Genomic DNA, 21,498 nt, shown 5'->3' with positions numbered 1-21,498 from the left:
AATTTTATTGAATTACAACGATTGTTTCGTTCATTCCTCTGATTAATAAGGTTTCTTCATTGGCGAGAGGTATAAATATAAAAAAGATAAAAAAATAAAAACCATTTACCTTATCAGACCAAGCGGCAATAAATTGAATGATTTCAAAACTATTAGATGTGTAAAGCACCTCACTTATTTCAAAATCATTTGCAAAGTTAAATGAAAAATTATTATTAACAAAAATAGCATATGTAAAAACCAATAAAAAAGTTAAAATACTCACTTGAATGTTTATTTTCAAAGCACGAGAGAATAAGGAATAAAAAATTTTAAATTCAATATTTAAAAATTTCAACATTTTTTACGTCACTTATTATACTGGTTATACCAATTTCATTAAATCTAAATTATTTCCCGGACCGCGTTGTTATTCTCTGCTATTGTGGGAGTTCATGGAGCACACAGAGTATAACAACTCACATATGAATCGCGCCGATCTCAACGGCAAGGGCCGCTTCTTTGACGGCTTCACTCAAAGTGGGGTGGGCATGGCAGGTGCGCGCCACATCTTCGGCTGAGCCTCCAAATTCCATAGCAACCGCAATTTCGGCAATCATAGTGCCTGCATCGGGACCAATGATATGGCATCCCAAAATGCGGTCGAAGTTTTGATCCGCCAAAATTTTGACAAAGCCTTCCGTTTCCCCAATGGCTTTGGCGCGACTATTGGCCACGAAGGGGAACTTACCCACACGATAAGCAATACCTTGGGCTTTGAGTTCTTCTTCTGTAGCGCCAACAGTGGCCACTTCGGGGGACGTGAAAATCACAGCAGGAATTACGCCATAATTTACGTGTCCAACTTTGCCTGCAATATGTTCGGCTACAGCCACACCTTCTTCTTCAGCTTTGTGTGCAAGCATGGGCCCAGGTATAACATCACCAATAGCGTAAATTCCAGGAACAGAAGTTTCATAATGGGCGTTGACTGCAATAGTGCCCCGTTCGTTCATTTGAAGCCCTAAAGCTTCAACACCAAGCCCTTTAATATAGGGTTTGCGACCCGTGGCAATAAGGACGACATCGGTCTTAATTTCTTCCTCAGCGCCGCCTTGGGCGGGAGAAATTTTCAGGACTGCATGATCTTTTTTGGCTTTGATCTCGAGGACTTTTGTTGAGAGTTTAAATTTAAGGCCTTGTTTAGCAAGAGTCTTCATCAAAGCGTTACCCACTTCATGGTCCATGGTAGGCACAATACGATCCATGTATTCAATAATGGTAACTTCAGATCCAAGTCTGCGCCAAACGGAACCCATCTCAAGGCCGATGTAACCACCGCCCACAACGACCATCGTCTTAGGCACTTTCTTCAAAGAGAGTGCACCCGTAGACGTGACAATAATTTCTTCATCTATCTCAATTCCGGGCATGACAGCGCTTTCAGAACCGGTGGCAATAACGATACGTTTGGTGTCAATAACATCCTCACCGCCGTTATTTAATTTTACAGCGACTTGAGTAGAAGACACAATACGGCCCTCACCCAAAATGCGAGTGACTTTATTTTTCTTGAACAAAAAATCGATACCTTTGACGAGGTCTTCCACAACTTTTGTTTTGCGTGCCAAAAGCTCCTTCAAATCGAGTTCGATTTTTCCCACGTTGATGCCGTGTGCAGAAAGTCCATGCTGAACTTCTTCAAATTTATGAGAAGATTCCAAAAGGGCTTTGGAGGGAATACAACCGACATTAAGGCATGTCCCGCCCAAGCCTTCGCGCTTTTCCACGCAAATAACTTGAAGTCCTAATTGCGCAGCTTTGATGGCCGCGACGTACCCGCCGGGACCACCGCCGACAATAACTAAATCCGCTTGATGTTGCGCCATCTCAATTACACCTCCAAGAGAATGCGTTCAGGATTCTCGAGGCATTCTTTAACACGCACCAAAAAGGTAACGGCTTCTTTGCCGTCAATAATGCGGTGATCATAAGACAGGGCAATATACATCATGGGACGCGCCACAATCTGACCATTGACGACGATAGGCCGTTCTTGGATTTTGTGCATGCCCAAAATACCGGACTGCGGTGTATTTAAAATCGGGGTCGACATGAGGGATCCGTAAATTCCGCCATTGGAAATTGTGAAAGTGCCTCCTTGGAGGTCTTCCATAGTGAGTTTTCCATCGCGAGCTTTTTTGCCCAAATCTGAAATGCCTTTTTCAATTTCCGCAAAACTGAGGTTATCCGTATTACGCAAAACTGGAACGACTAGCCCTTGTTCAGTTCCAACGGCCACTCCAATATCATAATAGTTTTTATAGATCACGGAATCGCCACTGATTTCCGCATTAACCGCAGGAATTTCTTTAAGCCCCACAAGAACGGCTTTGACGAAGAAGGACATGAAACCTAATTTCACGCCATGCTTTTTCTCAAAATTATCTTTAAGCGAATTTCTAAGTTGCATAATATTCGTCATGTCCACTTCGTTAAAAGTGGTCAGAATTGCAGCTGTGTTTTGTGCTTCCTTAAGTCGTTCGGCAATGCGTTGACGCAAACGCGTCATCTTCACGCGCTCTTCCCGAAGGCCCGCTTCACGGGCAGGTCCCACAACAGGGGCTGCTTTTTGAAGAGCGGGTGTATTAACCAATGTCAAAACATCGCCTTTGGTGATGCGTCCGTCTTTCCCTGTGCCGGAAACCGATTGTGGGTTGAGATTGTGTTCGGTCACTAAACGATTCACGGCAGGGGAGAGAACTTGAGGAGCCACAGCAGCCGGTTGAGAGGTGGGTTGCGGCATTGAAACCGGGGCGGATGCCGCCGTAGTTGCGGTTGTAGTTGCCCCTTCCAAAACATATCCTAAAATCGCACCGACGGTGACGTTATCACCTTCGTTAAAATGAGTTACCCCCAACACACCAGAGACTGGCGCTCCTACCTCAAGAGTGACTTTATCAGTTTCAAGCTCAACCAAAGGTTCGTCCATCGTAACCGCCTCCCCTGTCTTTTTCATCCAACGGGCGATAGTTGCTTCTGTGACGGATTCCCCCATAGGAGGAACGACGATGTCTTTTTGTATAGCTTTTGAGGTTTGTGCACTCATAATATCCTCTACTTATTTTGTGAGCCCAAGGGCGGTGTTAACGACATGATCTTGTTCTGTTTTATGACGACTTAAAAGACCTGTGGCCGTGGAAGCCGCTTCTTTTCGGCCTGCATAAAGAGGGCGCGTATTTTTGTTTTTTGTCTTCATTAAGACAGACTCAAGTCTTCTATCCAAAAATGTCCAGGCCCCCATATTTTCTGGTTCTTCCTGGCACCAGATGACTTCAGCGTTGGGGTACTTTTTGAGCTCCGCTTCTAACAATTTTCCAGGGAAGGGATAGAATTGCTCAAGACGAAGAATGGCCACATCTTGGGTATTGGATTCTTCCCTGCGGGCGAGTAAATCATAGTAGACTTTGCCCGAACAAATCACAACGCGGTTAATTTTATTATTAGCGGCAATTTTTCCAGTTTCGGGAATGACAGCCAAGAAATGGGATCCTAATTCGAAATCCTTCAATGTAGAAACCGCATCTTTATGACGAAGCAAAGATTTAGGCGTCATCATAATGAGAGGCTTACGGAAAGGCCTGTGCATTTGCCGACGCAAAATATGAAAATAATTGGCAGGTGTTGTGCAATTGGCAACCTGCATATTGTCTTCCGCGCAAAGTTGGAGATAGCGCTCAAGGCGGGCTGAGGAGTGCTCAGGACCTTGCCCCTCATAACCATGAGGTAATAGCATCACAAGACCTGACATACGCAACCATTTACTTTCCCCTGAGGAAATAAATTGATCAACAATGACTTGAGCACCATTGGCAAAATCCCCAAATTGCGCTTCCCACATGACCAGGGCATGGGGTTCGGCCAAAGTATATCCCAGCTCAAACCCCAAGACTGCCGCTTCAGAAAGGGGGCTATCGATAACTTCAAAATGAGATTGGGATTCTGAGATATGATTGAGGGGAAGATATTTTTCTTCCGTCACTTGATCCCGCAAAATCGCATGACGTTGTGTAAATGTCCCGCGTCCCACATCTTGACCACTCAAACGAACGCGATTACCTTCTAAAAGAAGTCCTGCAAACGCCAGCGCTTCCCCTGCGGACCAATCAATGTTTTTTCCCCTCTCAATTGCGTCCCTACGCTGAGATAAAAATCGCTTTAATTTGGGATTGAGGTTGAAATTTTGGGGAACCGTGGTCAACGCTTTTCCAATGTTCAAAAGCATGTCTTTAGAAAGCCCCGTGTCCACCACCATGTCGTGATCAGCCGTTGAACTAAAACCCTTCCAACGCCCCTCAAGCCAATCGGCTTTTGTGGGTTTGTAATGCGTTGCAGCTTCAAATTCGTCTGCCAAATGTTGATCAACTCCGGCCTTAATTTTAATCACATCCTCATCTGTTAGGTTTCCTTTTTTGACAAGGACTTGGGCATAAATGTTACGGGTTGTGGAGTGCTCGGATATGGCTTTGTACATCAAAGGTTGTGTAAACGCAGGCTCATCCGCCTCGTTATGGCCAAAACGACGATAGCAAATCATATCCACCACAACGTCGGAACCAAACTTGTGACGATACTGGGCTGCAAATTCCATAACGCGAGCAACCGCCTCAGGATGATCGCCATTCACGTGGAAAATGGGGGCTTGGATCATCATCGCAATATCCGTCGAGTAGGATGACGAACGGGCATTAACGGGAGAGGTTGTAAATCCAATTTGGTTATTCACCACAATATGGATTGTTCCACCGGTTCTGTATCCATGCAGTTCTGATAAACTCAGGGTTTCTGCCACAAGTCCTTGCCCTGCAAAAGCCGCATCTCCATGCAATAATATCCCCATGACTTGCTTGTGATCACGATCATTGAGTTGGTTTTGTTTGGCGCGGACCTTTCCAAGGACAACAGGATCCACCGCCTCCAAATGGGAAGGGTTGGCTGTTAAAGACAAGTGCATCATGTGTCCGTCAAAATCCCGGTCTGATGACGTTCCCAAATGGTATTTCACATCTCCAGAGCCTTGAACATCATCAGGATTGGAGGAGGCCCCTTGAAATTGGGAAAAGATGGAGCGCATAGGTTTGCCCATGATATTCACAAGAACATTCAAACGCCCACGATGTGCCATTCCAAGAACTGTTTCCTTGACGCCTAATTTTGCAGAGGTTTTCAAAGCCGACAAAATACCTGGAATCAAACTTTCACCACCGTCCAAACCAAAACGTTTAGCAGCGGGAAATTTCACATGCAAGAATTGCTCAAAACTTTCAGCTTCGGTGACTTCTTTCAATATGGTCTTTTGGGTTTCTGGGGCATAGCGATCTTGGATTGATCCTGGTTTTTCACCCTCACCTTCAATGTGACTTTGGACCCACTGTTTTTTCTCAGGGTCTTGAATATGAATAAATTCAACGCCCACATAGCGGCAATAAACGGATTCCAGTTTTTGAATAATTTGACGCAAAGTCGGCGTGTTCATTCCCAAAACATCGTGAATGTAAATCGGGTGATCCCAATCTTCAGGTTTAAATCCGTAAGAGGCCGGATCTAATTCGGGATGATTTTTGACTGGTGTTAATTTTAAAGGATCCAAATCTGCCTTCATATGCCCACAGGCCCGATAGGCACGAATGAGCATCAAAGCTCGAATAGAATCTTCCGCAGCTTGGCGGGAATCACCCCCATTTAAAGCTTGAGATTTTGTCTCAGATTGAGGCGTTTTTATAATCGTACGCTTGGCCCAGGATGGTCCCCACGCATCCGCAAGAATGGATGTCGCTTCATCCCCTAAACTTGAGAAATAATGACGCCACTCCAAAGATACGGATGTGGGCTCTTCAAGATATTTGGCATAAAGTTGCGCCACATAAATGGCGTTATCACCAACCAAAAAAGTCGAAGCATCTATCGGTTGCGGATGCGATTGTTCCATGAAATTCATCCTACAGGTTAATCGTTTTCTTTTGCGGTACGCCCTCTCGAATCAAAGAGTAAAGCGTTTCACCAATCATAGCTGGAGATTCGGCCACAACAACGCCAGCATCACGCAATGTTTTAATTTTCGAGTCCGCACCGCCTTGAGATCCTGAAATCACAGCGCCCGCATGACCCATACGTCGACCAGGGGGGGCCGTGCGTCCTGCGATAAAGGACACCACGGGTTTAGGCATTTTCATGTCTTTCAAATAGTGAGCAGCGGATTCTTCATCGCTTCCGCCGATTTCGCCGATCATCACAATGGCCTCGGTTTTGGGATCCTTCAAGAACATCTCCAAACATTCAACGAAATTGGTGCCTTTGACAGGATCTCCACCAATACCAATGCATGTGGATTGGCCAAGACCAACAGCTGTTGTTTGTGCAACCGCTTCATACGTCAATGTACCAGAACGTGAGATAATACCAATGGATCCGGGCTGGTGAATATATCCTGGCATAATACCAATTTTGCATTCACCGGGTGTGATGATCCCTGGGCAATTTGGACCAATGAGGCGCGTTTTAGAATCTTCAAGAGCGCGCTTAACGCGGACCATATCCAAAACAGGAATGCCTTCCGTGATGCAAACAACCAAGGGGATTTCTGCATCAATGGCTTCCAAAATGGCATCCGCGGCAAAAGGTGGAGGTACGTAAATTACGGATGCATTGGCACCTGTAGCTTTCACAGCATCTTGAACGGTATTAAAGACTGGAAGGTTTAAATGCTTGGTGCCCCCTTTACCTGGGGTCACACCGCCCACCATTTTGGTTCCATAAGCAATAGCTTGCTCTGAGTGAAATGTGCCTTGAGCACCTGTAAAGCCTTGGCAAATGACCTTTGTGTTTTTATCAACCAGAACTGACATTATGCGGCCTCCTTCACTTCTTGGACAATACGTTGTGCAGCTTCTGAAAAGCCATCAATGGAAATAATCGGAAGCCCTGATTCAGCGAGGATCTTTTTTCCCAATTGAACATTAGTACCCTCAAGTCGAACGACCAAAGGCACGTTAATATTCACATCCCGTGCCGCATGAACAATACCTTCTGCGATAATATCACAGCGCATAATTCCGCCGAAGATATTCACCAAAATGCCTTGCACATTGGGATCTGAGAGAATGATTTTGAAGGCTTCCGTAACACGTTCACGCGTAGCGCCTCCGCCCACATCCAAGAAGTTTGCGGGCTCTCCTCCGGAGAGTTTAATAATATCCATTGTGGACATCGCAAGACCTGCGCCATTAACCATGCAGCCAATGTTTCCATCGAGCTTCACATAGCTGAGCTCATGTTGACCGGCTTTGAGTTCCATGGGATCTTCTTCCGTTTCATCACGAAGATCTTTCAAAAGGGAATGGCGGAAGAGGGCATTGTCATCAAATGACATCTTGGCATCGAGAGCCATCACGTCCCCTTCGGTTGTCGTGACCATGGGGTTGATCTCAAGCATACTTGCGTCCAGCTGAACGAAGGCTTGATAAATCGCCGTTGAAAATTTTACAACGTCATTGACTTGAGCGCCTGTGAATCCCAAAGCATAAGCAAGTTTTCGCCCATGAAATGGCATAAATCCTATTAAAGGATCGATAGAGAATTTCACAATTTTCTCAGGTGATTTTTCGGCAACCTCTTCAATGTCCATCCCACCTTCGGTGGAGGCCAAAACGGTCACGCGGGATACACCACGGTCCACGAGAAAGCTCAGATAATATTCTTTGGCAATGGCGCAGCCTTGTTCCACATAAATGCGGTTCACTTCTTTGCCTTGAGGTCCTGTTTGATGGGTGACCAAAACTTTCCCCAAAAGTTCGCTTGCCGTATCATAAACATCCTGAGCACTGCGAACAACTTTCACACCGCCTGCCTTGCCGCGACCACCGGCATGAATTTGGGCTTTCACCACCCATACATCACCAGCCAATGTTTCAGCTACTTCTTTGGCTTCTTGAGGCGTAAATGCAATCTCACCTTTGGGTATGCGGGCCCCAAATTTTGAGATTAAGGCTTTGGCTTGATATTCATGTATATTCATCTGATATCCTGTCCTTTAAATTTTTAAGCAGCACCTGCTTTTTGGTTTTGCCCCAGATTTTGAACCGCTTGAACAAGCTCCTGAACGGCAGAAACGGAATGATCAAACATGGCTTTTTCGTCTGCATTCAAATCGATCTCGATAATTTTTTCAATCCCGTTTGCGCCAATAATTGTAGGAACCCCCACATAAAGATTTTTAACACCATATTGCCCAGTGAGCCATGCAGCACAGGGGAAGATGCGTTTTTTATCTTTAAGATAGGATTCGGCCATGGCAATGGCAGAGGATGCAGGAGCATAAAATGCGGACCCTGTTTTTAAAAGGTTCACAATCTCGCCACCGCCCTCACGAGTTCTCTTGACAATGATGTCCAATTTTTCTTGGGTCGTCCATCCCATTTTCACAAGCTCTGGAAGGGAGATTCCGGCAATCGTAGAATGGCGAATGAGAGGCACCATCGTATCTCCATGACCACCCAAAACGGAGGCATGAACATCTTCAACGGAGACGTTAAATTCTTGCGCAAGAAAATACCTAAAGCGGGCACTGTCCAAAACGCCAGCCATTCCGACCACTTTGGAATGAGGAAGTCCTGACGCTTCTCGCATGACCCAAACCATAACATCGAGGGGATTTGTGACCACAATCACAAAGGCTTCAGGACAATGCTTTTTAATACCTTCTCCCACTTGGCGAATAATTTTACTATTAATATCGAGAAGATCATCTCGGCTCATCCCGGGTTTGCGGGGAAGCCCTGCGGTTACGATCACAACGTCAGATCCTTCAAGATCTTTATAATCGTTCGATCCTTTGAGATGGGAATCAAAATCTTCAACAGGAGCAGATTCCGCAATATCAAGGGCTTTTCCTTGAGGAACACCTTCTTGAATATCAAAGAGAAGAACATCCCCGAGTTCCTTCAGTCCCACCAAATACGCGAGTGTTCCACCAATATTTCCAGCGCCTATAAGCGAAATCTTAGATCGTGCCATCTTATTTTCCTTCCTTTGATGATCTTGTCCAAAAGTTTTACTCCTTTTCACTAGATATCACAAGGCAATAGGGTTAAGATCTCGTTAAGACTGGCAATAAAAATGGGGAAAAAGATCTCATGTGGCCTGATGTTGTGGATATGCGAGACTTTTATTCTTCAACTTTGGGAAATGTTGTTCGCCGTCTGATTCGCAAGAAAATCAGAGAGTTCTGGCCCGATGTTAAAGGGGATTGGATGATGGCTTTGGGCTATCCCACACCTTTTTTACGTCAATATCGAGAAGAAGCCCGAAATACGATGGCCATCATGCCCGCCGAACAAGGGGCCCTCTCTTGGTCAAATTCAAAACCCAATATTGTAATCCTTTCGGGCGAAACGCAACTTCCCCTGGCCGATCAATCCATTGATCGTGTTCTTCTCATTCATGCCCTTGAATATGGTCATCACAATCGCCATATGATACGAGAAGTCTGGCGCGTTTTAAAAGACGGAGGACGTCTCCTTGTGGTCGTTCCCAATCGTACCAGTATTTGGGCACGTGTAGACCGGACACCTTTTGGGCAAGGTCATCCTTTTACGCTTTCCCAACTTTCAAGGCTTTTGCGGGACAACCTTTTCACACCCATCCAATCCGATCATGCTCTTTATGTACCCCCTCTCAAATCCCGCTTTATTCTGAGTACTTCGATGGCATGGGAAAGTTTGGGACATCGATGGTTTCACAAAATGTCGGGTGTCATTCTTATGGAGGCCTCCAAACAAATTTATGCCGGCGCCTTAACAGAGGCAGCAGCGGTTGCAGGTAAAAAAGTGCGTATCACAAAACCCATAGTTGCAGAGTGAAAATCACCCCTTAAATTGTCATGCTGCCTTTTTTGTTAATCATTTATTAATCTATGATGATTTAGGTTTTCAAAAGAGAGGCTAGCAGCACTCTTGTTCCGAAGGAAAAATTTCCTTAAGGATAAATACAAAACTTAAACAGATAGGGATAAATATTATGGGTAAACTATTTCTTATGAGCTCTGTCATCGCGATAGCTTCTTGCGTTGGAATCCAAACCGTACGCGCTGAAGATGAGTGCAAAAAAAGCTGTATAAACGAGAACATAAAAATCATAAATACAAATTTACATAAATGTAAAGGTCTAAAGATTAGAGAAAATTCAGCACACTATGAACATGATATTGAGAAAATAAGGATGTGTTACTCTCATGCAGCTAGTGTCTATAAGGATTGCGTAAAAAATAAGTGCTCTTCAAAACCTTAAGAGATGAACTTTTGCGCCAAGGTAAGCTTCCAGAAAATCGTCAATGGCAGATTGAGAATCTAACCCGCCTTTTTTAAGGACGTAACCCCTGGCTTAGAGATCACGTGAGACATCATACGCAGCTCTTGGCCCAAATGGGACATAAGTTCAGCTTGGCCTTGAGGAAGTTCACGAGCAATGGATTGGAGAGAAAGATCCATATTTTGCAAATGTTGTTTTGTGATCTCGTCAATGCCGAGTTCATTTTGCTCAATGGCTTTGCGCAAACGCGTTTGGATTTCTTGAAGCTCGAGTTGTCCCTCGCCTAATTTCATAAGAAGATTTTGTTCAACCCGCATTTGGTCGCTCAACTTCGCCAAATTACTGACCAAAGCCTTGAGCTGCGTTTCAATGGATGTTTGTTTGGTATGTCCTCGATCTACTAACTTTGTAAGCTGAACCAAATTCTGTGTGAGCTCTCCCACCATCGCCTGTAAAAGAGCAGGGGGCAGCGTGTTTTCAGATGAAAATTGTGTAGGGGATTCCGTTAAAGGGATAACCCAGCCTTCCAGCTCTTGGAAAAATCGGTTTTCCGCGTGGCTTGCTTGAAGGGCCAAAATTCCGACAACCAATGATCCTGCAAGGCCAAAAAGAGAGGATCCAAAAGCCGTTCCCATTCCCATTAAGGGCGATTCAATTCCGGTTTTTAATTGGGTAAAAAATTGAGTAGAGGCGGCCATATCCACAGGCAAATTTTGAACCATTTGGGCAATCCCTGCAATAGTCCCCGAAAGTCCCCAGAATGTTCCCAAAAGCCCCATAAACACAAGAAGCCCTACGCTATAGCGCAGCAAACTACGGCTTTCCTCAAGTGTGCTCCACACAGCCTCTAATTGCAAACGAATGAGCGAGGGTTGATAGTGCAGGCCTTCTTGCTCCAAAACTTGAGCAAGAGGACTCAAGAGTTTGGGTTGGCATTCGGCCCAAGCGCGAGGACGTCCTAATTGATATGCCTCGCCCCAAGCCATTTCTTTTTTAAGGCGTAAAACAAGGTAAAAGGAATAAACAACCCCAATTCCCATCACCGCAAGAATCGCGCAATTAAGAGGGATGTTCGTTTTCAAAATGGGTTTTAAAGACGACCAAAGGGCGCCTGAAAGTAAAGCCACAGCAAATACAATTCCGCTCATGCGAATGAGATAATGACGTATCATAAATAAATCCCCTAAAAAATAACTCAGCCCATCGTTGCCCAAGTTGTGCAAAAGCGCAATCAAAAATGCAATTGTAAAAAATCTTAAAAAAGGCTCTTGCAAAATAGGGTGCGATGGTTATGATGCGCGCATTCAAACTGGTGACGCGGGCGTAGCTCAGGGGTAGAGCACAACCTTGCCAAGGTTGGGGTCGAGGGTTCGAATCCCTTCGCCCGCTCCAGTTTCTTATTGTTTCACTATTTCCTTTTTAAAACACTCCAAGTGTAAAATTTTCTCCTGAGTAAAACTGATGTGCTTGACACTTCTGTGACGAATTTGGTCCTGGGATGTGTCGGTATAAAACTTGCTGGAGACGATCAAACAAGGTATAGGATTTCTGGGTGCAAAAAATTCAGGATGCTATGGCAATTATCGTTCAGAAATTTGGCGGAACTTCTGTTGGCACTGTAGATTTGATTCGCAAGGTCGCACTACGCGTTAAATACGAAGTGGATCAAGGGCATCAGGTGGTCGTTGTGGTTTCAGCCATGTCTGGGGTCACGAATCAATTAATCGAACACATTCATAACATCACCACCACCTACGATCGCACAGAATACGATGTGATTGCCTCATCTGGAGAACAGATCACCTCAGGGCTATTAGCATTGGCGCTACAAAATATAGGAGTTCCCGCGCGGTCTTGGCTAGGATGGCAAATTCCCATTTTAACTTCAGATACCCATGCTCACGGGAAAATTTTAGAGATTCACACAGCAAGCCTTCTCCAAGATCTTAAAAAAGGTGTGGTATCCGTTATTGCGGGATTTCAAGGTTTATCTTCACAAGGACGCATTACAACATTGGGGCGCGGGGGCTCGGACACAACAGCTGTAGCACTGGCAGCCGCTTTGAAGGCAGAGCGCTGTGACATTTATACCGATGTGGATGGTGTTTATACAGCAGATCCACGCACGGTCTCTTCAGCGGGGAAAATTGATCAAATTGCCTATCATGAAATGCTGGAATTGGCCTCACACGGCGCCAAAGTCTTGCAACGGGATTCTGTGGAATTTGCTATGCGCCATAACGTGAGACTTCGCGTTTTATCCGCCCATGCAGAACGTCCCTCAGGGACTTTGATCACAGGAGACCATGAAATTCAAACAAGTCCTCAAGCCATTCGCGGTGTAGCCCATACGTTACAAGAGGGGCAGATCACGCTAAAGGGCCTGCCCGCCAAACCTGAAATTCTAACCCTTTTTCACGAGATGATGAAGACGGCCCAAATTGAAATCGATATGCTGACCCAAGACCTTTTACCTTGTGGACGCTTAATGGATTGCCATTTTACGGCTTTAAAAGCAGAATTGGATCGCACAGAAGAAATCTTGAAATTATCTCAAAAAAAACTCAATTTTTATGATTTATTACGAAATAATAATGTCGCAAAAATATCTATTGTCGGATCTGGGCTAAAGTATTATTCACATGTCGCAAGAAAGTTGTTTAAGAAGCTTGCTGAAGATCATATAAAGGTGTCTCTGGTTTCATGTTCTGATATTAAGCTGAGTGTGTTGATTCCAGCGAATGAGACTGAAAAAGCTGTTTCAGCGCTTCACGGAATTTATGAGTTAGATGATAAAGGTAAACGTTAAATGAGTGATAAGGCTATGAAACAATTGGATCAACTTTGGGGACGAGGACGGGAATTCTTAGGCACTCGCTACGCCATTATGGCAGGAGCAATGACATGGGTATCTGAAAGAAATCTTGTTTCTGCTATTTCCAATGCCGGTGGATTTGGAGTGATTGCCTGTGGCGCTATGCCACCTGAAAAATTGCGTGAAGAAATTCGAGCCACACAAAAACTCACCTCACATCCATTTGGTGTAAATCTCATCACAATGCACCCTGATTTAAATCAGCTTGTTGAAATTTGTGGAGAAGAAAAAGTCTCCCATGTGGTTTTGGCGGGCGGTCTCCCCCCCACCGTTGCAATTCAACGCTTAAAGGAATTGGGCATTAAAGTCATGTGCTTTGCGCCTGCTTTAGTCTTAGCCAAGCGTCTTATTCGTCAAGGTGTTGATGCTCTTGTGATCGAAGGTTCTGAAGCGGGAGGTCACATTGGTCCCGTATCGACAAGCGTTCTTGCCCAAGAAATTCTCCCCACAATTAAAGAAGTTCCGATTTTTGTCGCCGGTGGAATCGGACGGGGGAATGCTATTTTATCCTACCTTGAAATGGGAGCTTCCGGATGCCAATTGGGAACTCGATTTGTGTGCGCTGATGAATGCGTCGCACATCCGAAATTCAAAAATTCTTTCCTCCGTGCCAATGCTCGCGATGCGGTAACGACAGTTCAATTAGATGCACGTTTCCCCGTGATTCCTGTTCGTGCCATTATGAATGACGGCACCAAAAAATTCATGGACCACCAACGGCACGTCATTGAAAAATTCAACAAAGGTGAACTTGACGAAAAGTCTGCTCAACTTGAAATTGAACATTATTGGGCCGGGGCTTTAAGACGTGCGGTCATTGAAGGAGATATTGAAACAGGGTCTCTTATGGCTGGTCAAAGCGTTGGAATGGTGACACAATTGCAGCCGGCACAAGAGATCATTCAAGATCTTATTACTCAAGCTTTAACGGCCTTAAAGAGCCGTAATGGTCATATAAACACAGAGGTTTCGTGAAAAAAAATCAAAAACTAAACTTTATTTCTAACACCCTTGAGGATGTACAGCAGCTTCTTTCTGCACCAAAGCCTCTGCGGTCAAGACTTCTCGATTTTGTCAAATTCTTGGCCCATGAGTTTAATGCTCGCTCTTCTGGTATTTACCTTTTAAACGATGACTATTTTCTTGAGTCTTACGTTTATTATGATCGCGATGAGGGAGCCCAACCTCAATCCAAATTTCGCGTGGGCGAAGGTGTTTTAGGCTATATCCTCTCCACAGGTAAGCCTGCAATGATCGACAATCTCACAACTCATCCTAATTTTGTGTATCGCCCAGGGGCCACCGATTATATTTATTTGGCCCTGGTCGGATATCCAATTGTGACTTCCAAAGGACGTGTGGGCGTTTTGACCGCTCTTACAAACTTATCCAAACCTAACCATATTTTACTAAAGTTACGCATGGTGTTGTATTCCTGATTCAACGCAGGTAGTTTCACTTATTTGACGAGCAAATGAGCCAGAGCTTCCCACTCCACAGGCATAAGTTTCGGGCGAGCTGCCCGTACATAAACGTTGTAAATTAAGGGCTGCATTCACATCTCTGTCATGAGATTGGTTGCAATGTGGACACGTCCAATGTCTCTCCGACAACTTTAAATCCGCATAAACACATCCGCAGCTATGGCAGAGCTTGCTTGACGGAAAGAACCGATCAGCAACAAAAATTTGAGCATTATAGAGACCTGCCTTATATTCCAATTGACGCCTGAATTCATAAAAAGACTGATCTAAAATATGTCGAGCTAATTTTCTGTTCGCTGACATACCTTTGACATTTAGGTTTTCAATGCCAATTTCATGATGATTCAGGACAATATCGGTTGTTGCCTTATGGAGATAATCACGTCTGATATTAGCGATTCGGGCGTGAAGACGTGCCAGTTTTTGAGTATGCTTTTTAAAATTCATACTCTTTTTATCTTTACGAGATAGCTGTCGAGAAGATCGTTTTAACTTCTTCAGCAAAGCGGTATGTGCCTTTGCTCCCTCAACAACCATGCCATTGGATAAAGTTGCCAGTTTTGTAATACCCAAATCCACACCCACAATACCTTGGTTCTTGCGTACATGAGGCAGTTTGTCTATTTCAACACTGATGGATGCAAACCATCGGTCTGCAACTCTTGAGATCGTCAAGGATTTTATTTGTCCTTGAAATCTCAAATTCTCTGTTATTTTGACCCATCCCAAACAAGGAATTTGAATCTTTTTACCTGTCACACGAATGGCAGACTCTCCTTTTTGGGGCGGACCATTGTCCGCTCTAAAGCTATCCCTGATTCCTTTCTTTTTAAACTTGGGATATCCTCCCTGTTTGCGGAAAAAGCGGTTAAAAGCTGATCCTAAATTTTTGATGGCTTGTTGAGGGGCATTTTTAGTGACCTCTTGCATCCAAGGATATTCTTCCGCCTTACAAGCATTGAGAAGTTTACGCAGGCTTATTTCTGTAGGCTTCTCACCATTCTGGTATTGTTTCTTCCATTGATCTAAAGCCCAATTATAAGCAAAGCGTGCAACACCGCAGGCTTTTCTAAAATAAGTCGCCTGCTTATTATTTGGCTTCAATTCTACTTTATGAACTAACAGCATCGTAGGCTTCTTTCAGACCTTCCAATAATTTCTTGTTCTTTTTACTTCTCGCACCATACAATCTGGCCGAAAAAACAGTGATAATTTCCAACACATCTTTGGCGAGTTCCTCTTCAAAAGAGGGTTCTTTCCCTTGATTGATAATCACAACTTCTACCTGATTCATCTCACAAATGGAAAAGATTAATTCTGCTCCAAATCTTAACAGCCTGTCTTTATGGGTTAAAACCAATCGACCTGCTTCTCTGTCTAAAATGGCACTAATCAGGATCTTCAGACCCTTTTTGTTGTAATTCATACCACTGCCAAGATCCGCAATGGTCTCAAACTTCCAACCTTGAGCTGCACAATACATCTCAAGGACTTGTTTTTGTCTTTCCAAATCCTGCCGTTGATCGTGACTGGAAACACGAGCATAGCAAAGCGTTTTTCTATCTATCTTTTCAGTGCGAACAAGATGAGGGCGCAAGGCAGATAAAGGATAACGTCTTTGTCCTCCCGCTGTTCTTTCGGGAACAAGGCGACTCTCTTTTTCCCATCGCCTTAATGTGCCATTTGACACTCCAAGAATACGACTGGCTTCTCTGATACTCAATAACTTATCCATAATTGGATAACTATATACAAGTTTAGATAGGTTTTAAAGAGCAGTTATTAACCCTTCAAAATTCCGTACACCATCCCTTTCATGAGGGTACTTTAAAAGCGCTTGAGGCCTATGTTGAGATGCTCTCAAAACTTAATGAATTGGAAAAAACATTTACCGTTCAAGATGACACCTACCATGAATCCCTCACCATTGAAGGCATCAGTTTTAGTGGCGGTGTGGGGGTTGGCGAAATTGTTCTTCATCAGCCCCGAAGTTGGAGTCATTTCAGATCTTCTAACAGCACTTCTTATGAAAGAGATCGCCTGAGATTAGCCATCCGTGAGATGATGGAATCAATTGATGATATGGTAAAAGATCATGTCACAAGCGCGCATCGAGATCCTCAGGAAATTTTAGAAACCTACAAAACGTTTGCCGCAGACCGTGGATGGATCAAAAAAATTCAAGCTCAAATCCAAACGGGATTAACTGCAGAAGCGGCAGTGGATGCTGTGAGACGGGAAAGTCGCGATAAGTATGCTCAAATTGGGAACAAATATTTAAAGGGCCATTTGGCGGATCTTGAAGACCTTGCCAATCGTCTTATTGCACATTTAACCGGCGAGGATTTTCCTCAAAAAGATCTTCCTTCGGACATGATTTTAATTGCCCATCAGATGGGGCCCGCCGAACTTCTCGATTACGATCAGCGCAATTTAAGGGGCGTCATTTTGGAAGAAGGTATTCATACCTCTCATATGGCAATTGTCGCGCGCGCTATGGGAATTCCCGTTGTAGGGCGAATTCACAACTTGCTCCTAAATTTAAAGCTTGGACAAAAAATCATTGTTGATGGGGAAGAGGGCACAATTACTCTTAATCCAGATCCGATTCAAATTGAAGAAGCTCAGAAAAAGAGCCTGACGTTTTCAAAATGGAAAACAGAATTAAAGGCTTTGGCCAACCTACCCACGGAGACAAAAGATGGGATGCTTATCCATCTTCAGCTCAATGCGGGCCTGATGATTGATCTTCAATACATTCATGATTCTAAAGTAGAAGGGATTGGTCTTTATCGCACCGAAATCCCTTTCATGATGCACTCTAAGTTTCCAGATGTGGAAGTTCAAGCACAACTTTATGCCGATGTGCTCGATCATGCCAAAGGCAAACCCGTCGTATTTCGGACATTGGATTTAGGCGGAGATAAAATCGTACCCTATATGTGGCGTGTTACGGATGAAAATCCTGCCATGGGCTGGCGCGCTATTCGCGTTTCTTTGGATAGACCTGCCTTACTCAAACAACAGCTTCGAGCCCTTATTCAAGCAGCAAGTGATCGCGACCTTAATGTGATGTTTCCGCTCATCACAACGGCGGAAGAATATCTGCGTGCCAAAAAATTCTTGAATGAGGAAATGGAGCGTGCCAAATCTAAATCGGAAATCATGCCCAAAAATGTTCGGGTAGGGCTTATGGTGGAAACCCCTTCCATTGTATGGGAACTGGATCAGATTGCCTCTGAGGTCGATTTTATATCTTTAGGCACTAATGATCTTTTTCAATTTTTCTTTGCGTGTGATAGAACCAACCCTAATTTAGCACATCGGTATGATGTTTTAAGTTTGGGCTATTTGAGATTCTTGAGACTCATTTTAAATCAGGCTGAGGTTTACAAGATTCCCCTTAGCGTTTGCGGGGAAATGGTCAGAAATCCTCTTGAGATTCTGGCGTTAATGGGTATTGGATACAGATCCTTTTCGATGAATGTATCCTCAATTCCCGCAATCAAGAGGTTGGTACGAAATACAAATCTCTCTGACTTTAAGGCCTATATGGAAAATGCATTGGGGACTTCAAAAGGGTCCTTGCGTGAGGGATTAAAGAAATTTGCCACTGAGAATGGACTGCTTCCCCCTCATCTCCTCTAATTCAATTTTTCCTTAAAAGCCTTAATCGTATTTTTCAAAAGATAAATGCGTGTCATGGGCCCCACACCGCCAGGAACTGGGGTAATCGCGCGAACACGCTCTTGTGCACTTTCAAAATCCACATCACCGGTCAGACTCATTTTTCCAGAAGAATCCTGGATACGATTGATCCCTACATCAATGATAATGGCATCTTCTTTCAACCATTCCCCTTTAATAAATCGAGGGGCTCCCATGGCGGCGATCACAAGATCGGCTTCTTTTAAAAGTTTGGGCAATTTTTGCGTTTTGGCATGGGTTAATGTGACGGTCACATCTTCTTGAATCAAAAGAAGGGCCATAGGGCGCCCCACAAGAATAGATCTTCCGACAACAACGGCCTTAAGGCCTGCAAGATCTTTTGTTACAGTTTCAATTAAATGATGACATCCCAAAGGCGTGCAAGGAATAAACCCTTCATCGCGACCTTGAGCTAGAAGCCCTGTGTTTAAAGGATGTAATCCATCCACATCTTTTTGAGGATCAATGGCATTCACCAACTTAAAAGGATTAAGATGAGCCGGTACGGGTAATTGCAGAATAAGTCCATGGATCTGAGGATTAGCGTTGATCGATTGAATGGTTTTTAAAACGTCATTTTGGGAAGCATTGCCATCCAAATAATGCTCTTCAAAATAAAACCCCATGGCACGAGCATCCTGCCCTTTTTTCTCAACATAAACGGCACTGGCAGGATCGTCACCTACGCGCACAACAGCAAGACCCGGGGGAAGGCCATATGTTTTTTGAAGAGAGTCAACTTCGTTTAAAATTTCAGACTTAACTTTTTCAGCTTCTTTAAGGCCATTAATAATAAAAGCGTTCACCTTGAATTTGAGAGTTAATGAATTAATTGAGCAGGGACTGCCACGATCAAACGCATAATCACCATGCCGATGACCATCTGTAGAAAATAAAGAATAAAGATAAGTGCTACAGGAGAGAGATCAATTCCCCCTAAATTAGGAATGATTTTCCGCAAAGGACGAAGTGCAGGTTCGGTCACGCGATACAAAAATTCACTCACCATAAGCACAAATTGATTGCTGCGATTAATGACATTAAACGCCATAAGCCAGCTCATAATCACCGAAACAAAAATCAACAGAACATAAAGCTCGATGATTTTATCCAGAATTGTAAGTAGCGGAATCAAAATGATGTCCATCGGTCTTTTGTCCTTATTCTTTTTTCTTCTCTCAAATTAATACACCTCAGAGTTGCATGCAAGTGGAGATAAAAAACCTCATTAAGGTCTTTTTAATTATTGATTAGCAAAAATTTAACAAATTATGACGTATTGTTTTTAATGTAAAAATAAATAATTTAAAAACAAGGAGCCTGTATTGTGAATTTCTCAGCTGTAATCGCAAGATCTTTTTTGATTCTTTTATGCGCATCTCCCCTTTTAAACGGCGTTGGCAAAAATATCATCGTTTTAGGAAATGGCGTCACAGGCACTTATACGGCCGCAAAACTTTCCAAACTGGGACATAAAGTCACGGTCATCGATGCGGATAAGAATGGTGGAGGGCGCATAAAGTCATTTTCATACAAGGAAAAAAAATATGATCATGGTGCAACGGCCGTCGGCGGACATTACGATTACGTTATTCCCCTTGTAAAAAAATATAACCTGACCATGCTCCCTGTCCCACCCATTTACGATCTTAAAAATGGGCTTAGTTTATTTAATTCCACAAAAAACGATTATGGATTCTTAAAAACCATTAAGGATATTGGAAAATATACGTATCTGACATCCTATTATCCTCACCAATCGCCCGGATATGAACAGGCGGCAACCGAATCCATTCTTTCCTCAGGTACGTGGGACTACTTAAAAGACCAAAAAATTGAATCCATGGAGCGGATTTTAAGAGTGGTTCTTCCGTTGTACGGATACAGTCATGGATATCGAGAGACCAATTCTGAATTATCAATTTTAAACGAAGTCCCCATGGCCCATACGGTAAAAGTTTTCTCCTCGAGTTTGTCTGCGCAGATTATGAGATATGGCCTCCCCCTTATTGGTCGTTTTTTCTCCACACCTGAATACGTTATTCAAGAGGGATTTGAAGAACTTTATTCAAAAATTTATGAAGAATCCCTTCAAAGCGGGGTCGTTTATCTCAATGATCGAATTGAGAGCGTTTCTTATTCACAAGGATCTGGCAAGGTTCGTCTTTTTGGAGATCAAATTTATAGTTGCGACTCACTTATTTGCACCATTCCCCCCGGGAACATGACAGATCTGACAATCGAGGGCATATCTTCATCCCAGAAAAAGGCCATTTTAAACCTCAAATACAACTATTATGGAACGACGATTTTTGAACTTTCGGAAGAAGCTCATAAACGCATTCCACAACGTCAGTATGGCAATTTTGAATATAGCGGATATGAGCCTGCCCTGCTCCTCAACAAGTTTCAAAATGATCCCGTTTGGATCAGTTATAATTACGTCAAGGGTCTTGATCAGAAAAACTACGATAACAGCGCAGTTGCCTTAAAAAATTTGCTTTCCTCTCGGTTTGCAATTGAACCTGAAGACGTAAAGGTTTTAAGCCAACGTTATGTAAAATATTATCCTCATCCTCAGTATCCTGATCTCATGCAATCCATGGCAAAAACATTCTCAGGGATGCAAGGAATGTATGATGGAAAATTATATTTCACAGGCGCGTCTTATGATTTTGATATTGTTGATGGCGTCATTCGTCATGCCGACAGCCTTGTTGAAAAATATTTCAAAGATTGAGAGACTGTCTGGAAAAAAATCAAATGAGTTTTGCAAGCATAATTTTCACCCTAGAGATACGAACCATATTTTCAGAATTGCCTGGGATTATTTCATAATCCTGGGCAAGCCTTCTGAAATGAGGCATCCAGCCAAACGTTCTATACACGACCTAGCGTTTGGCCATGGGAACATAAGGACCTGTGAGACCCACGACAACCTCAAGGAAACGCCCTTGTTGAGTTTGGGCGTGTTGGACGGCAGTCCCTCTATAGCTATCATCAGCGGCATAGGCTTGGATGGTGGGATATTTATCAACACGCCGGTCCATCACAGCACAGGCTTGTTTTGTGTCTGATAAGTTCGTC

The 21,498-nt window shown here is 43.7% G+C and carries 19 protein-coding genes and 1 tRNA gene; 7 read left to right on the top strand and 13 right to left on the bottom strand.

Annotated elements, in window-relative coordinates; genetic code table 11:
• Positions 1 to 4: 4 nt before the first annotated feature.
• From Bealeia2_RS00900 to mdh, 7 genes are all read right to left on the bottom strand, one after another.
• Positions 5 to 340: a hypothetical protein gene (locus Bealeia2_RS00900; protein ID WP_331255292.1), complete on the bottom strand. Its 336-nt coding sequence runs from the start codon at positions 338 to 340 to the stop codon at positions 5 to 7.
• A gap of 118 nt (positions 341 to 458) precedes the next feature.
• A complete protein-coding gene (lpdA, locus tag Bealeia2_RS00895; RefSeq protein ID WP_331255291.1) occupies positions 459 to 1,868 on the bottom strand; it encodes a dihydrolipoyl dehydrogenase in 1,410 nt (469 codons plus the stop codon).
• Between the two features lie 5 nt (positions 1,869 to 1,873).
• Positions 1,874 to 3,088: a 2-oxoglutarate dehydrogenase complex dihydrolipoyllysine-residue succinyltransferase gene (gene odhB / locus Bealeia2_RS00890; protein ID WP_331255290.1), complete on the bottom strand. Its 1,215-nt coding sequence runs from the start codon at positions 3,086 to 3,088 to the stop codon at positions 1,874 to 1,876.
• A gap of 12 nt (positions 3,089 to 3,100) precedes the next feature.
• Positions 3,101 to 5,968, bottom strand: a complete 2,868-nt coding sequence (locus tag Bealeia2_RS00885) for a 2-oxoglutarate dehydrogenase E1 component (RefSeq protein WP_331255289.1) — start codon at positions 5,966 to 5,968, stop codon at positions 3,101 to 3,103.
• 10 nt (positions 5,969 to 5,978) lie between these two features.
• Complete coding sequence (gene sucD, locus Bealeia2_RS00880; RefSeq protein WP_331255288.1) at positions 5,979 to 6,884, bottom strand: succinate--CoA ligase subunit alpha; 906 nt, start codon at positions 6,882 to 6,884, stop codon at positions 5,979 to 5,981.
• Positions 6,884 to 8,053, bottom strand: coding sequence for an ADP-forming succinate--CoA ligase subunit beta (gene sucC / locus Bealeia2_RS00875; RefSeq protein WP_331255287.1), 1,170 nt, complete (start codon positions 8,051 to 8,053; stop codon positions 6,884 to 6,886). The genes sucD and sucC overlap by 1 nt, the downstream gene beginning before the upstream one ends.
• Before the next feature lie 23 nt (positions 8,054 to 8,076).
• Complete coding sequence (mdh, locus tag Bealeia2_RS00870) at positions 8,077 to 9,051, bottom strand: malate dehydrogenase (RefSeq protein ID WP_331255286.1); 975 nt, start codon at positions 9,049 to 9,051, stop codon at positions 8,077 to 8,079.
• A gap of 119 nt (positions 9,052 to 9,170) precedes the next feature.
• On the opposite strand from mdh, the gene Bealeia2_RS00865 reads away from it, so the two are divergent.
• Positions 9,171 to 9,896, top strand: coding sequence for a methyltransferase domain-containing protein (locus tag Bealeia2_RS00865; RefSeq protein ID WP_331255285.1), 726 nt, complete (start codon positions 9,171 to 9,173; stop codon positions 9,894 to 9,896).
• Between the two features lie 486 nt (positions 9,897 to 10,382).
• Here the strand turns inward: Bealeia2_RS00865 and Bealeia2_RS00860 are convergent, their stop codons facing one another.
• Entirely contained in the window at positions 10,383 to 11,516 is a 1,134-nt protein-coding gene (locus Bealeia2_RS00860; RefSeq protein WP_331255284.1) for a hypothetical protein, read from the bottom strand.
• A 145-nt stretch (positions 11,517 to 11,661) separates the two neighbouring features.
• Between Bealeia2_RS00860 and Bealeia2_RS00855 the strand changes: the two genes are divergently transcribed.
• From Bealeia2_RS00855 to Bealeia2_RS00840, 4 genes are all read left to right on the top strand, one after another.
• Positions 11,662 to 11,736, top strand: a tRNA-Gly gene (locus tag Bealeia2_RS00855).
• A 181-nt stretch (positions 11,737 to 11,917) separates the two neighbouring features.
• Positions 11,918 to 13,153 carry an aspartate kinase gene (locus Bealeia2_RS00850; RefSeq protein ID WP_331255283.1) on the top strand — a complete coding sequence of 412 codons (1,236 nt, stop codon included), beginning with the start codon at positions 11,918 to 11,920 and terminating at the stop codon, positions 13,151 to 13,153.
• Between the two features lie 15 nt (positions 13,154 to 13,168).
• Positions 13,169 to 14,194, top strand: coding sequence for an NAD(P)H-dependent flavin oxidoreductase (locus Bealeia2_RS00845; RefSeq protein WP_331255282.1), 1,026 nt, complete (start codon positions 13,169 to 13,171; stop codon positions 14,192 to 14,194).
• The gene (locus Bealeia2_RS00840) at positions 14,191 to 14,658 is read left to right on the top strand and encodes a GAF domain-containing protein (protein ID WP_331255281.1); all 468 of its coding nucleotides are present in this window, start codon (positions 14,191 to 14,193) and stop codon (positions 14,656 to 14,658) included. The genes Bealeia2_RS00845 and Bealeia2_RS00840 overlap by 4 nt, the downstream gene beginning before the upstream one ends.
• Here Bealeia2_RS00840 and Bealeia2_RS00835 read toward each other — a convergent pair.
• Together Bealeia2_RS00835 and Bealeia2_RS00830 are read right to left on the bottom strand one after the other, a co-directional pair.
• Positions 14,635 to 15,831 carry an RNA-guided endonuclease InsQ/TnpB family protein gene (locus tag Bealeia2_RS00835; RefSeq protein ID WP_331255280.1) on the bottom strand — a complete coding sequence of 399 codons (1,197 nt, stop codon included), beginning with the start codon at positions 15,829 to 15,831 and terminating at the stop codon, positions 14,635 to 14,637. The two genes, Bealeia2_RS00840 and Bealeia2_RS00835, sit on opposite strands and share 24 nt — an antisense overlap.
• Positions 15,815 to 16,438, bottom strand: a complete 624-nt coding sequence (locus Bealeia2_RS00830; protein WP_331255279.1) for an IS607 family transposase — start codon at positions 16,436 to 16,438, stop codon at positions 15,815 to 15,817. The genes Bealeia2_RS00835 and Bealeia2_RS00830 overlap by 17 nt, the downstream gene beginning before the upstream one ends.
• A gap of 119 nt (positions 16,439 to 16,557) precedes the next feature.
• Between Bealeia2_RS00830 and ptsP the strand changes: the two genes are divergently transcribed.
• Entirely contained in the window at positions 16,558 to 18,351 is a 1,794-nt protein-coding gene (ptsP, locus tag Bealeia2_RS00825; RefSeq protein WP_331255278.1) for a phosphoenolpyruvate--protein phosphotransferase, read from the top strand.
• Here the strand turns inward: ptsP and Bealeia2_RS00820 are convergent.
• Both Bealeia2_RS00820 and Bealeia2_RS00815 read right to left on the bottom strand, forming a co-directional pair.
• Positions 18,348 to 19,217: a bifunctional 5,10-methylenetetrahydrofolate dehydrogenase/5,10-methenyltetrahydrofolate cyclohydrolase gene (locus Bealeia2_RS00820; RefSeq protein WP_331255277.1), complete on the bottom strand. Its 870-nt coding sequence runs from the start codon at positions 19,215 to 19,217 to the stop codon at positions 18,348 to 18,350. The genes ptsP and Bealeia2_RS00820 overlap by 4 nt on opposite strands.
• A 14-nt stretch (positions 19,218 to 19,231) precedes the next feature.
• Positions 19,232 to 19,558 (bottom strand): YggT family protein, encoded by a 327-nt coding sequence (locus tag Bealeia2_RS00815; RefSeq protein WP_331255276.1) that lies wholly within the window; start codon positions 19,556 to 19,558, stop codon positions 19,232 to 19,234.
• Between the two features lie 180 nt (positions 19,559 to 19,738).
• Between Bealeia2_RS00815 and Bealeia2_RS00810 the strand changes: the two genes are divergently transcribed.
• Positions 19,739 to 21,151, top strand: coding sequence for an FAD-dependent oxidoreductase (locus Bealeia2_RS00810; RefSeq protein ID WP_331255275.1), 1,413 nt, complete (start codon positions 19,739 to 19,741; stop codon positions 21,149 to 21,151).
• Between the two features lie 151 nt (positions 21,152 to 21,302).
• Here the strand turns inward: Bealeia2_RS00810 and Bealeia2_RS00805 are convergent, their stop codons facing one another.
• Complete coding sequence (locus Bealeia2_RS00805) at positions 21,303 to 21,461, bottom strand: hypothetical protein (protein ID WP_331255274.1); 159 nt, start codon at positions 21,459 to 21,461, stop codon at positions 21,303 to 21,305.
• Positions 21,462 to 21,498 lie beyond the last annotated feature (37 nt).

It is taken from the genome of Candidatus Bealeia paramacronuclearis (assembly GCF_035607555.1).
Classification (GTDB): Bacteria; Pseudomonadota; Alphaproteobacteria; order UBA9655; family UBA9655; genus Bealeia; species Bealeia paramacronuclearis.
The sequence above is the reverse complement of the archived record's forward strand: the minus strand, read 5'-3'. Positions and strand labels throughout refer to the sequence as shown.